This is a genomic window from Streptomyces sp. NPDC044063 (assembly GCF_056434285.1).
This window is the reverse complement of sequence record NZ_JBWKFM010000015.1, coordinates 47,450-61,095: the sequence shown is the minus strand read 5'-3', so window position 1 is coordinate 61,095 and position 13,646 is coordinate 47,450. Positions and strand designations below refer to the sequence as shown.

16 protein-coding genes are annotated in these 13,646 nt (G+C 77.4%); 9 read left to right on the top strand and 7 right to left on the bottom strand.

Translation table 11 applies throughout. From position 1 onward, the window contains the following. Positions 1 to 5: 5 nt before the first annotated feature. From AC07BS_RS19910 to AC07BS_RS19900, 3 genes are read left to right on the top strand one after another with little or no spacing between them, the layout of a single operon-like run. Positions 6 to 236 carry a phosphopantetheine-binding protein gene (locus AC07BS_RS19910; RefSeq protein ID WP_478640249.1) on the top strand — a complete coding sequence of 77 codons (231 nt, stop codon included), beginning with the start codon at positions 6 to 8 and terminating at the stop codon, positions 234 to 236. Next, a complete protein-coding gene (locus AC07BS_RS19905) occupies positions 233 to 1,594 on the top strand; it encodes an AMP-binding protein (protein WP_478933471.1) in 1,362 nt (453 codons plus the stop codon). Before AC07BS_RS19910 ends, AC07BS_RS19905 begins: the two co-directional genes overlap by 4 nt. Beyond that, positions 1,591 to 2,271 (top strand): 4'-phosphopantetheinyl transferase family protein, encoded by a 681-nt coding sequence (locus AC07BS_RS19900; RefSeq protein ID WP_478640243.1) that lies wholly within the window; start codon positions 1,591 to 1,593, stop codon positions 2,269 to 2,271. The genes AC07BS_RS19905 and AC07BS_RS19900 overlap by 4 nt, the downstream gene beginning before the upstream one ends. Here AC07BS_RS19900 and AC07BS_RS19895 read toward each other — a convergent pair. The 5 genes from AC07BS_RS19895 to AC07BS_RS19875 are packed head-to-tail and all read right to left on the bottom strand — an operon-like array spanning position 2,268 to position 6,438. Further along, entirely contained in the window at positions 2,268 to 2,465 is a 198-nt protein-coding gene (locus tag AC07BS_RS19895) for a hypothetical protein (protein ID WP_478640240.1), read from the bottom strand. The genes AC07BS_RS19900 and AC07BS_RS19895 overlap by 4 nt on opposite strands. After that, positions 2,462 to 3,241: a MerR family transcriptional regulator gene (locus tag AC07BS_RS19890; protein ID WP_478933469.1), complete on the bottom strand. Its 780-nt coding sequence runs from the start codon at positions 3,239 to 3,241 to the stop codon at positions 2,462 to 2,464. The genes AC07BS_RS19895 and AC07BS_RS19890 overlap by 4 nt, the downstream gene beginning before the upstream one ends. A 44-nt stretch (positions 3,242 to 3,285) precedes the next feature. Continuing rightward, positions 3,286 to 3,954 (bottom strand): response regulator, encoded by a 669-nt coding sequence (locus AC07BS_RS19885; RefSeq protein ID WP_478933467.1) that lies wholly within the window; start codon positions 3,952 to 3,954, stop codon positions 3,286 to 3,288. After that, positions 3,951 to 5,273, bottom strand: a complete 1,323-nt coding sequence (locus tag AC07BS_RS19880) for a sensor histidine kinase (RefSeq protein ID WP_478933466.1) — start codon at positions 5,271 to 5,273, stop codon at positions 3,951 to 3,953. Before AC07BS_RS19880 ends, AC07BS_RS19885 begins: the two co-directional genes overlap by 4 nt. A 1-nt stretch (position 5,274) precedes the next feature. Beyond that, positions 5,275 to 6,438 (bottom strand): acyltransferase family protein, encoded by a 1,164-nt coding sequence (locus AC07BS_RS19875; RefSeq protein ID WP_478933464.1) that lies wholly within the window; start codon positions 6,436 to 6,438, stop codon positions 5,275 to 5,277. A gap of 130 nt (positions 6,439 to 6,568) precedes the next feature. Here AC07BS_RS19875 and AC07BS_RS19870 point away from each other — a divergent pair, with 130 nt between their 5' ends. The 4 genes from AC07BS_RS19870 to AC07BS_RS19855 all read left to right on the top strand — a co-directional run bounded on the left by AC07BS_RS19870 (position 6,569) and on the right by AC07BS_RS19855 (position 9,902). Further along, complete coding sequence (locus AC07BS_RS19870) at positions 6,569 to 7,093, top strand: GNAT family N-acetyltransferase (RefSeq protein WP_478641077.1); 525 nt, start codon at positions 6,569 to 6,571, stop codon at positions 7,091 to 7,093. Positions 7,094 to 7,107: 14 nt separating this feature from the next. Beyond that, entirely contained in the window at positions 7,108 to 7,881 is a 774-nt protein-coding gene (locus AC07BS_RS19865; RefSeq protein ID WP_478640232.1) for an MBL fold metallo-hydrolase, read from the top strand. After that, positions 7,878 to 8,495 (top strand): DedA family protein, encoded by a 618-nt coding sequence (locus AC07BS_RS19860; RefSeq protein ID WP_478640229.1) that lies wholly within the window; start codon positions 7,878 to 7,880, stop codon positions 8,493 to 8,495. The genes AC07BS_RS19865 and AC07BS_RS19860 overlap by 4 nt, the downstream gene beginning before the upstream one ends. 111 nt (positions 8,496 to 8,606) lie before the next feature. Then, a complete protein-coding gene (locus AC07BS_RS19855) occupies positions 8,607 to 9,902 on the top strand; it encodes an RCC1 domain-containing protein (protein ID WP_478640226.1) in 1,296 nt (431 codons plus the stop codon). Here the strand turns inward: AC07BS_RS19855 and AC07BS_RS19850 are convergent. Together AC07BS_RS19850 and AC07BS_RS19845 are read right to left on the bottom strand one after the other, a co-directional pair. After that, the gene (locus AC07BS_RS19850; RefSeq protein WP_478933462.1) at positions 9,886 to 10,905 is read right to left on the bottom strand and encodes an MBL fold metallo-hydrolase; all 1,020 of its coding nucleotides are present in this window, start codon (positions 10,903 to 10,905) and stop codon (positions 9,886 to 9,888) included. The genes AC07BS_RS19855 and AC07BS_RS19850 overlap by 17 nt on opposite strands. A 78-nt stretch (positions 10,906 to 10,983) precedes the next feature. Next, positions 10,984 to 12,192 carry an aminotransferase class I/II-fold pyridoxal phosphate-dependent enzyme gene (locus AC07BS_RS19845; protein WP_478640221.1) on the bottom strand — a complete coding sequence of 403 codons (1,209 nt, stop codon included), beginning with the start codon at positions 12,190 to 12,192 and terminating at the stop codon, positions 10,984 to 10,986. A 211-nt stretch (positions 12,193 to 12,403) separates the two neighbouring features. Between AC07BS_RS19845 and AC07BS_RS19840 the strand changes: the two genes are divergently transcribed. Together AC07BS_RS19840 and AC07BS_RS19835 are read left to right on the top strand one after the other, a co-directional pair. Then, complete coding sequence (locus AC07BS_RS19840; protein WP_478933459.1) at positions 12,404 to 13,243, top strand: methyltransferase domain-containing protein; 840 nt, start codon at positions 12,404 to 12,406, stop codon at positions 13,241 to 13,243. Between the two features lie 10 nt (positions 13,244 to 13,253). Continuing rightward, the gene (locus AC07BS_RS19835) at positions 13,254 to 13,604 is read left to right on the top strand and encodes a VOC family protein (protein ID WP_478640215.1); all 351 of its coding nucleotides are present in this window, start codon (positions 13,254 to 13,256) and stop codon (positions 13,602 to 13,604) included. The last annotated feature ends 42 nt before the right edge of the window (positions 13,605 to 13,646 follow it).

Below are 13,646 nucleotides of genomic sequence, written 5' to 3'. Positions count from 1 at the left end.
CCCCCATGGCCCTCACCCTGGACCAGATCCGTGCCGACGTCGCCGATGTGCTCGGCGAGGACCCCGCCGACATCCCCGACGACGAGAACCTCGTGGACTACGGCCTGGACTCCGTGCGCATCATGACCCTCGTCGAACGCTGGCGCCGCGACCACGGCACCGGGGTCACCTTCGTCGACCTCGCCGAGAAGCCGGCCATCGAGCAGTGGGCACCCCTGCTGGGAGCGGGGACATGACGGTCACCGCGCCGGACCGGCCCGCCCGGGTCCTCGACCCGGGCGGCCCCGGCCCCTCGGGGCGGTTCCCCCTCGCCACCGCCGAGGAGCGCCGGCAGGTCCTGGAGGAGTTCAACGACACGGCGGCCGCGCTGCCCCCGACCACCCTCATCGGCCCCGTCGAGGCCCGCGCCGCCCGCACCCCCGGCGCCCTCGCGCTCCTCGCGGACGGCCACGCCTGGACGTACGCCGAGCTCAACGCCCGCGCCAACCGGCTCGCCCGCCACCTCGCCGGCCTCGGCGTCCGGCCCGGCGTCACGGCCGCCGTCGCCCTGCCGCGCTCGGCGGACCTCGTCGTCGCCCTGCTCGCCGTCGTCAAGGCGGGCGGCGCCTACGCCCCGCCGGCCCCCGGCCGCCCGGCAGGCGGCCTCGGGACCCTCCTCCGGGAGGGCGCCCCCGTCTGCGTCGTCACCGACACCGCCACCAGCGACTCCGTACCGCCCGGCACGGCCGCGCCCACCGTCCTCCTCGACGACCCCGCGCTGGCCGCCGCGCTCCGGGCCCACCACCCCACCGACCCCGGCCGCCCCCTCACACCCCGTCACCCCGCCCGCGTCGTCGACGGCGTCGCCGTTCCGCACGCGGTCGCCGACCAGCGGCTGCGCTGGATGCAGGACCGTTTCCGCCTGACCGCCGCCGACCGCGTCCTCCACCGGACCCCGGCCGACCGTGACGCCTCGCTGTGGGAGCTCTTCTGGCCCCTGCGCGAGGGCGCCACGCTCGTCCTGGCCGGCCCCGGCGACGACCACGACCCGGCCGGGGCGGCCCGCGCCGTCCGCGAGCACGGCGTCACCACCGTCCACGTCGCGGCGTCCGCGCTCGCGGCCTTCCTCGACGAGGCCGCCACCGCCGAGCCCCTCCCGCTGCGGCGCGTGATCACCTGCGGCGAGCCCCTCACCCGCGCGCTCGCCGACCGCTTCCACACCGCGCTGCCCGGCACCGAACTGCACCGCCTCCACGGGTACGCCGGGGCCGCCGACGTCCTCCACCACCCTTGTGTGCCCGGCGAGCAGGGCCCCGTCCCCCTCGGACGGCCCGTCTGGAACACCCGGCTGTACGTCCTCGACGACGCCCTGCGGCCCTGCCCGCCCGGCGTCCCCGGCGACCTGTACGTGGCCGGCGCCCGGCTGACCCCCGGCCGTCAGGACCCCGGATCCCGCCTGGTCGGCGACCCGTTCGGGGCGCCCGGCGAGCGGATGTACCGTACGGGGGACCGGGCCCGCTGGCGCGCGGACGGCGTCCTCGTCCGCGACGCCTCCCCGACTCCGGCCCCGGTGGATGCCGCCACCGGGGCCGGACACCCCGAGGACGCCACATGACGCGCGTGCTGGGCCGCGACCCGCTGCCCGGCCCCTGGCGCCCGGGCGGCGCGGGCCCCCACGTCTGGCTGCTGCCCGTCCCCGACGGCGGCCCGCCCTGGCCCCAGGACGACCTCGACGCCGGCGAACGGGCCCGGGCCGCCGGCTTCGTGCGCCCCCTGCACCGCGACCGCTACATCGCTTCCCACGCCGGTCTCCGCCGGCTGCTCGGCGCCTACCTGGGGCTGGCGCCGGGCGCGGTGGAGCTCACGCGCGAGCCGTGCCCCGGCTGCGGCGGCCCGCACGGCAGGCCGGCCGTGGCGGACGCCCCGGTGCGCTTCAGCCTCTCGCACGCCGGCGAACTCGCCCTGTTCGCCTTCGCGGACGTACCGGTGGGCGCGGACGTGGAGCGCGTCCAGCCGCCGTCCGTCGTCGCCGAGGTGTCCCGCGTGCTCCATCCGACGGAGACCGCCGAGCTGGACGTCCTCCCCGAGGCCGCCCGCCCGGCGGCCTTCGCCCGCTGCTGGACCCGCAAGGAGGCCTACCTCAAGGCCACGGGCACCGGCCTGTCCGAGGACCCGTCCCGCACCTACGTGGGCGCCGGCCCCACCCCCGCCGCGCTCCCCGGCTGGACCCTCACCGACCTCACCACGACCCCGGGCTACGCGGCGGCGATCGCGGTCGCCGCCGGTGACTAGCCTCGCGGCGGCCGTCCGTCCAGCCGCGCGTACACGACGGCGGCCTGTGCCGCGAGCGCGACCGGGAGGGCGAGGAGCAGGGCGAGGAACACCTCCCACGGAAGGACGCCGGCGGCGGCCAGGAGGCAGCAGAGGGGCACGGTCAGGAGAAGGGGGAACGCCGAGGCCAGGGCGGTCCGGGAGCGCGGGGTCACGACCGGCCCTCCGGAGCCCGGCGGGCGTCGTCGAGCCAGGTGGCCAGCGCGCGCCACTCGTCCGCCGGGGCCGCGGTCTCCCCGGACATCGCCGCCGGGTCCTCGTGCCACGCCTGACGCACACCGCGGGAGACGCCGGCGTCCCCGCCGCCGAAGAGGGCGCCCAGTTCGTCCATGCGGGCCACCAGCCGCCGTACGGCCGGATCCGTGGGCTGCGTCCCGGCGGCGCGCAGTCGCTCGGCCCTGCGGTACAGCTCCGGCCACTCGACCCGCAGCAGGTAGTGGGCCGCGGGCCCCAGGCCGGCGCCGCGTTCCGCCAGCGTCCGCATCTGCCCGGCGTCCAGGTGGCGGCGGAGCACCGCCTCGCCCTCCGGGCCGGGCCCGCCGATGGCCCGCAGCGCGTCCAGCACGGTCGTGGCGTCCGGCTTCCGGCCCGCCGCCAGTTCCCCGCCGAGCCGCACCAGCCGGTCGCGCAGGGCCCCGAGCGCGGCGAGGGACGCCTCCACCTCGGCCGTGTGCTCCCGCACCAGCCGCACCGGGTCGACGCCCGCGTCCAGGCAGACGGAGATCGTCTCCAGGGCCAGTCCGAGGTCGCGCAGGGCCAGGATCTGATAGAGGCGGGCGAGGTCGCCCTCGGCGTACTCCCGGTGCCCGCCCGCCGTGCGCCGGGACGGGCTGAGCAGCCCGATGGCGTCCCAGTGGTGGAGGGTACGGACGGTGAGCCCGGCGGCCTCGGCCAGCGGACCCACTTTCCAGGTGGTGTTCGGTGCGGTCATGGAACCTACGATGCATCCTTACGCCGCGTAAGGTTCAAGCCCGGCTACGGGGCGGCCGGTCTCACCAGTCCCGTCTCGTAGGCGAAGACCGCCGCCTGGGTGCGGTCCCGCAGCCCCAGCTTGAACAGGATGCGCCCCACATGGGTCTTCACGGTCTGCTCCGCGAGGACCAGGTGCCCGGCGATCTCGCCGTTCGACAGGCCCTGGGCGATGAGCGCGAGGACCTCGGTCTCGCGTTCGGTCAGGGCGCCCACGCGGTCCTTGAGGGGGGCGCGCGGGGCGCCCGTCATCCGGGAGAACTCGGCGATCAGGCGCTTGGTGATGTTCGGTGCGAGCAGCGCGTCGCCGGCCGCCACCACCCGTACGGCCTGCGCGAGTTCGTCGGCCGAGGCGTCCTTGAGGAGAAAGCCGGAGGCCCCGGCGCGCAGCGCCTCGTAGACGTACTCGTCGAGGTCGAACGTCGTCAGGACCAGGACCTTCGCCGTCGCGCCGGGCACCTCGCGGATGCGCCGCGTCGCCTCGATGCCGCCCAGCTCGGGCATCCGGATGTCCATCAGGACGACGTCGGGGGCCAGCTCGCCGGCCCGGTCGACGGCCTCCAGGCCGTTGACCGCCTGGCCCACGACCTCGATGTCCGGTTCCGCGTTCAGCAGGACCGTGAAGCCCTGGCGGACCAGCATCTGGTCGTCGGCGATCATTACCCGGATCGTCATGCGCGTTCGTCCTCCGCCCTCGTGACGGGCAGTTCCGCCACCACCTCGTACCCGCCGACCGGGGTCGGTCCGGCGGCCAGCTCGCCGCCCAGCATCGCCGCCCGCTCCCGCATCCCCAGCAGGCCGTGGCCGGCGCCGGGGGAGGGGACGGCCGGGGGGCGGGCCGGGGCGGTGTTGACGACCCGCACGGTGAGGGTCGCCGGGCCGTACGCGACGTCCACCCGGACGTCCGCGCCGGGCGCGTGCCGCATGGCGTTGCTGAGGGCCTCCTGCACGATGCGGAAGGCGGACAGCCCGACCGCGGGGGAGAGGGGACGTACCTCGCCGGTCCGTTCCAGCGCCACCGTCATCCCGGCCGCGCGCACCGTGCCCACCAGCTCGTCCAGCCGTTCCAGGCCGGGCTGCGGCGCGTGCCGTGTGCCGTCGGCGGTGGGGTCCTCCGCGCGCAGGACGCCCAGGACGTGCCGCAGTTCCGCCAGCGCCTCGACGGCGTTCTGCCGGATGCTCGCCAGGTTCTCCCGGAGCTCGGCGGACGGGTTCTCGACCAGGTGCGGCGCGACCTGGGCCTGGATGGAGACCACCGACATGTGGTGGGCGACCACGTCGTGCAGTTCGCGGGCGATGCGCTGGCGTTCCTCCAGTACGGTGCGCCGGGCGCGCTCCTCCGCCGTGATCACTTCCTGCTCGACCAGGCGGCCGCGTGCCACCCGGCCGGCGCGCAGCGAGGAGCCGACGAGCACCGCGCCCGCCATGTATCCGACGGCCCGGGTGACGCTCCGGTTGTGGGCGTGGCCGGCGAGTTCCACATTGGCGGTCCCGGCGAGGACGGTGATGAGCAGCGCCTGGACCGCGACCCGGGGGCGCACCCGCAGCGCGAGCAGGAACAGCACCAGCGTGTGGAGGACGATGCCCGAGATGCTCCATGGCCACAGCATGTCCGGGCCGACCAGGGGGTCGGCGAGCGCCGCGGCCGCGAAGAGCGCGGCCGCCGACAGCCACCAGCCCGCCACCGGGCGGGACATGGTCAGGGCGACGGCGCCCGTCTGCGCGGTGACGAGCAGCTGGAGGAACACCGCGGACCGCTCGGCCGCGATCCCGTACTCGCTGAGGCCGTAGACGCCCACGATCGCGGCGAGCAGCAGCAGATGGACGTGCGGCAGTCGGCCCAGCGACGGCTGGCGCGGCAGCGGGTCGCGCGCCGTCGTCAGCAGGTCCTGCCGGAGGGCGCGCGGCACGGCGGCCAGCGCCCTCCGTATTCGCTGCCACCCCGTCGCCGTCTTCGCGCCCACCGTCGCGCCCCCCACGCTCACAAGATCCATCCTAGGCTCGCCGGGCCGGCGCGACGCTTCCGGGCAGGCGGGTCCGCACCACCGTGCCGCCGCCCCTCCGCCGCCCCCGCTCGGCGCGGTGGAACACCGCCCAGCAGGCCAGCAGCGCCACCGTGAACACCGGCAGCCAGGCCAGCCGGGCGAGCACCCAGCCGGGGCCGTCGGGGACGGTGTGGAGGCCGGGGAGGTCCGGGGCCGCCGGCAGCCCCAGCGCCGTGACGGCCATCATGGCCGTCTGGTGCCAGAGGAAGACGGTCATCGCCGACAGGTTCAGCAGCGCCACCGCCGCCCACACCGCCGGGCGCCGCAGGACGCGCCGCAGCGGGCCGAGCAGCAGCAGGGCGGCCCCGCACTGGGCGAGGCCGAAGGCGACGGCCGCGAGGGTGGGCGGGCTGAGGTTGGAGACCGGGGCGCCGGGCACCCCGACCATGGAGGCCGGGTAGCCGGCCCACAGGACCAGTCCGGCCGCGGCGGCGGCCCCGCCGAGCAGCAGCGCCCAGCCGGCCGCCCGCCCCCGTATCGCCTCCCGGGACCAGGCGGTGCCCAGGCAGTAGGGGACCAGCCAGCCGGCCGCCACGTTGACCCAGCCCAGCCAGGAGGGCCCGCCCAGGGCGAAACGGCCCAGGTCGGCGAGGGCGACCACGGCGAGCGGCACCACCGGGTTCAGCCGGGCGACCAGCGGCGTCGCCGCCGTCAGCGCGGCGAAGACGAGCAGGAACCACAGCGGCGAGAGGGCCAGCTTCACCAGCGTGCGCACCGTGCCGGCGTCCGCGTCCGCCGCCAGCAGCGCCCCCGTCACCACCGTCCAGACGGCCGGCACGGCCGCGACCGGCCGGAACAGCCGCGTCAGCCGCCCCCGTAGCCACTGCCCGTACGTGGCGCCCCGGGCGCGGGCCGCCCGGTGCCCCGACGCGGCCACCCGGCCGCCGACCAGGAAGAACACGGCTAGGGTCTGGAACAGCCAGGAGAGGGGGGTCAGTTCGGGCAGGTGGGCGAGCGGGCTCGCGGTGCGCAGCGTGCCGTCGCGGTGGACCAGCGCGGTCACCAGCCAGTGGCCCAGCACCACGCCGAGGACGGCGAGGGCACGCAGGGCGTCCACGGCACGGTCGCGGCCGGGCGGCGTCGCGGATTCGATCCGCCGGATGAGTTCACGCATGCCGGGATCGTCCGGCGCGGACACCGTGACCGGCGTCGGCCCGTGGTGCTCACTCGGCCGTCGTACCGGAGTATTACGGGTAGGGGGGGCGGGGGTGCGGGCGGGGGGAACGGGGCAGGATGCCCGCATGGTGACCACCCTGCGAACGCCCCGACTGACGCTGCGCCGTTGGCGCGAGGACGACGTCGCCGCGATGGCGGCCATCAACGCCGACCCGGAGGTGATGCGCTGGATCTGCGACGGCTCGGTACGCGACCGGGCGCAGACCGCGGAGGGCATCGCCGCGTGGGAACGGGAGTGGGAGGAACGCGGGGTGGGGCTGTTCGCCGTGGAGGACCGCGCGTCCCGGCGGCTCGCCGGGTGCGTGGGGCTGACCGTGCCGGCCTACCTGCCCGAGATCCTGCCGGCCGTGGACATCGGCTGGCGGTTCGGACGGCCGTTCTGGGGCCGGGGCCTGGCCACGGAAGCGGCGCGCGTCGTGCTGGACTTCGCGCTGCGCGACCGCGGGCTGGCCCGGGTGGTCGGCGTGCACGCGGGCGGCGACGGCGCCTCCGAGCGGATCATGCGCAAGCTGGGGATGCGGCCGGAGCGCGAGACGACGCACCCGGCCTGCGGACGGCCGCTGCGGGTGCACGTCATCGAGGCGCGGTCCTGAGGCACCCTGGCGGTGTGCCCGTGGACATCACCTGGTGGGGACACGCGACCGTGACCGTGACGGACTCGGGGGTGCGCGTCCTCACCGACCCGCTCTTCGCGCCGCGCCTGGCCCACCTGCGGCGGCGCGCGGGTCCCCCGCCGCCCGCCGAGGCGGCCGCGGCCGACCTGGTCCTCGTGTCCCACCTCCACGCCGACCACCTCCACCTGCCGTCCCTGGCCCGCCTCGCGCCCGGCACCCGGCTGGTCGTCCCGCGCGGCGCGCCGCGCGCGGTGCCGGGCCTGGCCCGGCTGGCCGCCGCGCGCCGGCTGGCCGTCACCGAGGCCGTGCCGGGCGACGAGGTGACCGCCGGGCCGGTGCGGGTGCGGGCGGTGCGGGCCGCGCACGACGGGCGGCGGCTGCCGTACGGGCCGCGCACGGTCCCGGCGCTGGGCTATGTGGTGCGGGGCACGGCCAGTACGTACTTCGCCGGGGACACCGGCTGGTTCGACGCGATGGCCGAGGAGGCCGGGCCGGTGGACGTGGCGCTGCTGCCGGTGGGCGGCTGGGGCCCGTTCCTGGGGCACGGCCACCTCGACGCGCGCCGGGCCGCGCGGGCGCTGGCCGCGCTGGGCGCCGCGAGCGCCGTGCCCGTGCACTACGGCACGTACTGGCCGATCGGGATGGGCGCGGTGCGGCCGTACGAATTCCACGCGCCCGGCGACGAGTTCGCGCGGCACGCCGCGCGGCAGGCACCGGAGGCCGTGGTCCACCGGCTGGGGCACGGCGAATCGGTGCGGCGGTCGTGAGCGGGGCGCTCGCGCAGGCGGTGGGGACGGTCGTCCCGGCGGAGTCCACCCAGCAGGCGGTGGGCTATCCGTCGCTGTTCCTGCTGGTGGTGCTGGGGTCGCTTGTTCCCGTGGTGCCGACGGGGGCGGTGGTGAGCTCGGCGGCGGTGGTGGCGTTCCACCAGAGCTCGCCCCTGCCCCTGGCGGGCGTCTTCCTCGTCGCGGCCCTCGCCGCCTTCCTCGGCGACCTGGCCCTCTACGGGCTGGGCCGGCGCGGCGTCGCCTCCCGCGACGGCTCGCGCCGGCTGCGCGGGCTGCGGGAGCGGGCCGCGCCCGAGCGGCTGGAACAGGCCCGCGCGGGCCTGGAGGAGCACGGGGTGACGGTGCTGGTGCTCTCCCGGCTGGTGCCCGCCGGGCGCGTCCCGGTGATGCTGGCCTGCCTGCTGGCCAGGGTGCCGGCGGCCCGCTTCGCCCGCGGCGACGCCCCGGCGTGCCTGGCCTGGGCGGCCACCTACGCGGTCGTCGGGATCGTGGGCGGCTCGCTGTTCGCCCGGCCGTGGCAGGGCGTCCTCGCCGCCGTGGCACTGACCCTGGCCGTGGGCGCGACGCCCGCGCTGTGGCGGCGGCTGCGCTGACCGCCCGCGTGCCACCGCGCCGGCGTCACCCGTTCGGCCCACCGCGCGTGCCGGGGCCCGTCCCGGCCACCAGCGTGGGAGGTGCTGCGCGCCGCGAGTGAAGGAGGGCCCATGTCCGTGCACTTCGCCGAGCGGGAGTCCGGGGAGCCGGCGGGCGATCCCGCCCCGCCGCGCGCGGCCGGGACGCTGTCCGCCGCGGGCCTGGACGGGCACGGGCAGGTGTCCGGCGTCCTCCGGCAGGCGGCGGACGCGCTGGTCCGCTCCGTCGCCGCGGGCGACTACCACAGCCTGGCCGTGACCGACGAGGGCCGGCTGCTGGCCGCGGGCCTGGACGAGGACGGGCAGGTGACGGGGATCGTGGCGGCGGCGAGCGGGCGGGCCGTCGCGTTCGTGGCCGCCGGCAGTTTCCACAGCCTGGCGGTGACGCGCGACGGGCGGCTGTTCGGCGCGGGCAAGGACGCCAACGAGCAGGTGTCCGGGCTCCTCGCGGCGGCCGCGGACCGGCGGATCGTGGCGGCCGACGGCGGCACCGTGCACTCGGTGGCCGCGACCGGCGAGGGCGAGCTCCTCGCGGCGGGGCACGACGGCGACGGCCAGGTCTCCGGCATCCTGGCCGCCGCCGCGGGCCGGCGCGTGGCGGCCGTGGCGGCCGGGGACTTCCACACCCTGGCGGTCACGGCCGACGGCCGGCTGCTGGCGGCGGGCCGCGACGAGGACGGCCAGGTGTCGGGCATCCTGGCCGCCGCCCGCGACCGGAAGGTCGTCGCCGTCTCGGCCGCCGCCCTGCAGAGCCTGGCGCTCACGGACGACGGCCGGCTCCTCGCGGCGGGGCGGGACGGCAACCACCAGGTCTCCGGCATCCTCCGGGAGGCCCAGGGCCGGCGGATCGCCGCCCTCGCCGCGGGCAGCCTCCACAGCCTGGCGGCGACCCGGGACGGGCAGCTGCTGGCCGCCGGCAAGGACGGCGACGGCCAGGTGTCGGGCATCCTGGCGGAGACGGCGGACCGGCACGTCACCCTCGTCGCCGCGGGCGGCTTCCACAGCCTGGCCGTGGTGCCGCCCGACGGGCCGAAGGGCCGCACGGTCGGCGCCGACCTCCGCCGCGGGGCCGGCCCCGCCGAGGGCCTCACCCTGCGCCTCCTGCCCGCGCACGACGGCATCGACGGCCTCGCCGACGTCGTCCTCGCGGCCGGCGAGGAGGCCCGGGCGTTCCGGGTCCGGGAGGGGACGACGGTGCGGCTGGTCGTCCGGGAGGGGGAGCGGGTCGCGGCCGAGGGATCGCTGGCCTTCAGCTACGACGAGATCACCGGCGTGGTCGGCGTGGACACCCGCGCCAGCCGCCTCCCGTCCGGGCTGACGTGCACCGGCCACGGAGCCAACCGGTTCACGTTCACGTGGCACCCATGAGCTTCCGCGAGGCGCCCACCGGCAGGTCCCACAGGTCCTCCCGGGGGCGCCCGGCGGCCTCCCAGGCCGCTCGCACCCGGTGCAACGGCTCCAGCGGCGGTTCGGCGGACAGCAGGAACGTCCCCCAGTGCATGGGGGCCATCGCCCGGGCCCCCACGTCCGCGCAGGCCCGTACGGCCTCCTCGGGGTCGGTGTGGACGCCGCCCAGCAGCCGGCGCGGCGCGTACGCGCCGATGGGCAGCAGGGCCAGGTCGATGCCGGGGTGACGGGCGCCGATGCGCTCGAACCAGTGGCCGTAGCCGGTGTCCCCGGCGAAGTACACCCGCTGCCCGCCCGGCGCGGTGATCACCCAGCCGCCCCACAGCGAGCGGCAGGTGTCGGTCAGGGTGCGCTTGCTCCAGTGGTGGGCCGGTACGAAGTCGAAGCGCACCGGCCCGGCCGGGCCCGGCAGCTCCACGGCCTCCCACCAGTCCAGCTCGGTGACGCGGGTGAAGCGCCGGCGGCGCGCCCAGCCGGCCAGCCCGGCCGGGAGCAGCAGCGGGGTGTCGCGGGGGAGCCGTCGGAGGGTGGGGGCGTCGAGGTGGTCGTAGTGGTTGTGGCTGACGACGACCGCGTCGACGCGCGGCAGGTCCGCCCAGGGCACTCCCACCGGGGTCACCCGGGGCGGCGTGCCCAGGATGCGGCGCGACCAGACCGGGTCGGTGAGGACCGTGAGCCCGCCCGTGGCGATCACCCAGCTGGCGTGGCCCGCCCAGGTCACCGCCGTGGTGCCGGGGCCGACCACCGGCAGTGGGCCCGGCGCGACCGCCTGCCCGGCCAGCTCCCGCAGCATCCGCGGCGTGGGCCGCGGCCGGCCCCGGCGCGCGAGGCGGGCCAGGGCCCGTACGCCCGGCAGCGGAGCGGTGAGGCGGTCGGCGAAGGACCGGGGCCAGGCGCGCACCTCGCCGAGCGGCCGGGGCTCCGCGAGGGGGCGCTCGGTCTGTTCGGACATCCGGGGCTCCATTCGTGGTGAACCGGAACCGGGGGCGCGGCGCGGGCCGCCGGGGGCGGGCGGGCCGCGGGTTCCCCGATCGACGGTAGATCAGGGACCGGCCAGTTCGCTGAACGCCGTTCCAAGAGCGGACAACGCCTGCGCGACGTCCGGTCGCCGCGGCAGGTCCGGCGCGTCGAGGGCGTGCCGCGCCTCCTCCTCCCCGGCGCCCAGCAGCGGGAGGACGGAGAGCCGTACCCGCAGCGTGTCGGGGGCCTCGCCGAAGCGGTGCCCGCCCGGCACGAGGTGGCCCAGTGCGGCGCTCAGGTGGGTCTCCAGCTCGAAGGAGTCGGTGATGCCCCGGGCGGCGAGCGCGTCCCGCAGCTCGCCGAGGTCGGCGTAGAGGTGGGGCCCGGTGCGCGGGGGCCGGCACAGCACCCCGGTGCGGTCCAGCCGTTCGCGGAGCGCGGCGCCCAGGACGCCGTACAGCCGGGCGGCGGCGGCCGTACGGGCGCGCACCGGCGCGGGTTCGGCCAGCGCCCAGCGCGCCGCGGCGGCGACGGGCGGGGCCAGCTCGGCCCGTACGGCCGTCAGGAGCGAGGCGGCGCGGGCGCGCAGGGCCTGCCCGGTGCCGCCGGCCGGGAAGCGGGCGACGGCGACGGGCCAGGTGGGCGGGGCGAGGGCGCCCCCGAGGTCGGTGAGGACGACGACCCGGTCGGGGTCCATCTCGGCGGGGCTGACGAAGACCGTCCCGTGCGGGTCGTGGCGGGTGTCGCGCCAGGTCTCGTCGCTGACGACCGTCAGGTCCTCGGCGGCCGCGACCTCGCAGACCTCGTGGACGAGCTCGGGCGGGGCGACGGTGCCGGTGGTGTCGTCGGCGACGGACAGCACCAGGAAGCGCGGCCGGCCGCCCTCCGCGCGGATCCGGCCCACGGTCTCCAGCAGCGCGAACGGGTCGGGCACGCCGCCGGACTCGGCCGGCACGGGCACGTGGTAGGCCAGCCGCCCGGCCAGCCGGGCGAGCGGGCTGTACGAGGCGGCGCACGGCCGGGTCAGCAGCACCTCGCCGCCCGCCGACGCGAACAGCGCGAGCAGCAGCGGCTCGGCGCCGGGGGCCGCGAGGACCAGGCCGGGGTCGCAGGACAGACCGCGCCGGGCCCAGTGGCCGGCCGCGGCCGTGCGCAGGTCGGGGCCGCCGCCGACCGGCTCGGGGGTGGTCGTGGCGGCCGCCTCCGCCAGCCGCTCGGCGAGTTCCGGCAGCACGGGCAGCCCGCGCTCGGGCGCCGGAAGGGCGGAGAGCGCCGCAGAATCCCGCCGCATCCGCGCCTCCTCCGTACCTCGGCCGGGACCGTGCCCGCCTCTGCCGTCCACCTTGGCAGACGGGAGCGCCCGGGGCCGGGCCGACACGGGCGGGCGGGTGAGGAGGCGTCCCACATACCGGGACGGGGCTCTCGTCATGCGAGACGTGAGGCGTACCGTGGAGACGGCCGCCCACCGCCGCGGCCGCCGTCACCGAGCGAAGGGAACCACCATGCCCGAAGCGCGCGACGAACGGGAAGAACAGCCCAAGGAGCACGTCTACATCCACGGCCACCACGAGTCCGTGCTGCGCTCCCACGGCCGGCGCACCGCCGCCGACTCGGCGGCCTACCTGCTGCCCGCGCTGCGCCCCGGGCACCGCGTCCTCGACATCGGCTGCGGCCCCGGCAGCATCACCGCCGACCTCGCGACGCGGGTCCCGGACGGCCGGGTGACCGGCCTGGACGCGGCCGAGGGCGTCCTCGCCCACGCCCGTGCCACCGCCCGCGAACGCGGCGTCGCCAACGTCGACTTCACCACCGGCGACGTGCGCGCCCTCGCCTTCCCCGACGGCTCGTTCGACGTCGTCCACGCCCACCAGGTGCTCCAGTACCTCCCCGACCCCGTCGCCGCCCTCCGCGAGATGCGCCGCGTGACCCGGCCCGGCGGCGTCGTGGCCGTGCGCGACGTGGTCTTCACCTCCATGGCCTGGTACCCCCGCGTGCCCGGACTCGACGACTGGAGCCGCCTGTACGAGCGGGTCGCCCGCGCCGGGGGCGGCGAACCGGACGCCGGCAGCCGGCTGTTGTCCTGGGCCCGGCGCGCGGGCCTGACCGACGTCACCTCCTCGGCGGACGCCTGGTGCGTCGCCGCTCCCGCCGACCGCCTCTGGTGGGGAGACCTGTGGGCGGACCGCACCCTCTCCTCGGCCTACGCCGGCCACGCGGTCGGCGGCGGCCACACGGACCGCGCGGGCCTGGAGGCGATCGCGGACGCCTGGCGGACATGGGGACGTCACGAGGACGCGTGGTTCTCCGTGCTCCACGGCGAACTGCTCTGCAGGGTCAACTAGCCTGGTTTTCATGAACATTCTGGGGACTTCGCTACGGGTGTGCGTCAGTGATCTGGAAGCGTCCATCGCGGTGTACGAACGGCTGACGGGGGCCGAGGCGCTGCGCTTCCGGCGGGGCGCGGTCTCCGTCGCCGCGGTCGGCTGCTTCTTCCTGATGAGCGGCCCGGAATCGGAGGTGTCGGTCCTGCGCAGGATCACGGCGACGATCGCCGTCACGGACGTCGACGAGGCCCTCGCCGACCTCCAGGCGGTCGGCGCGGACATCATCGCGGGCCCGGTGCCCACGCCCATCGGGCGCAACCTGGTGGCCCGGCACCCGGACGGATCGGTGTTCGAGTACGTGGACCGCAGGGCGGCCTGACGCCACACCGTGACCACCCCGGACGGGCCGCCCACGCGGCCC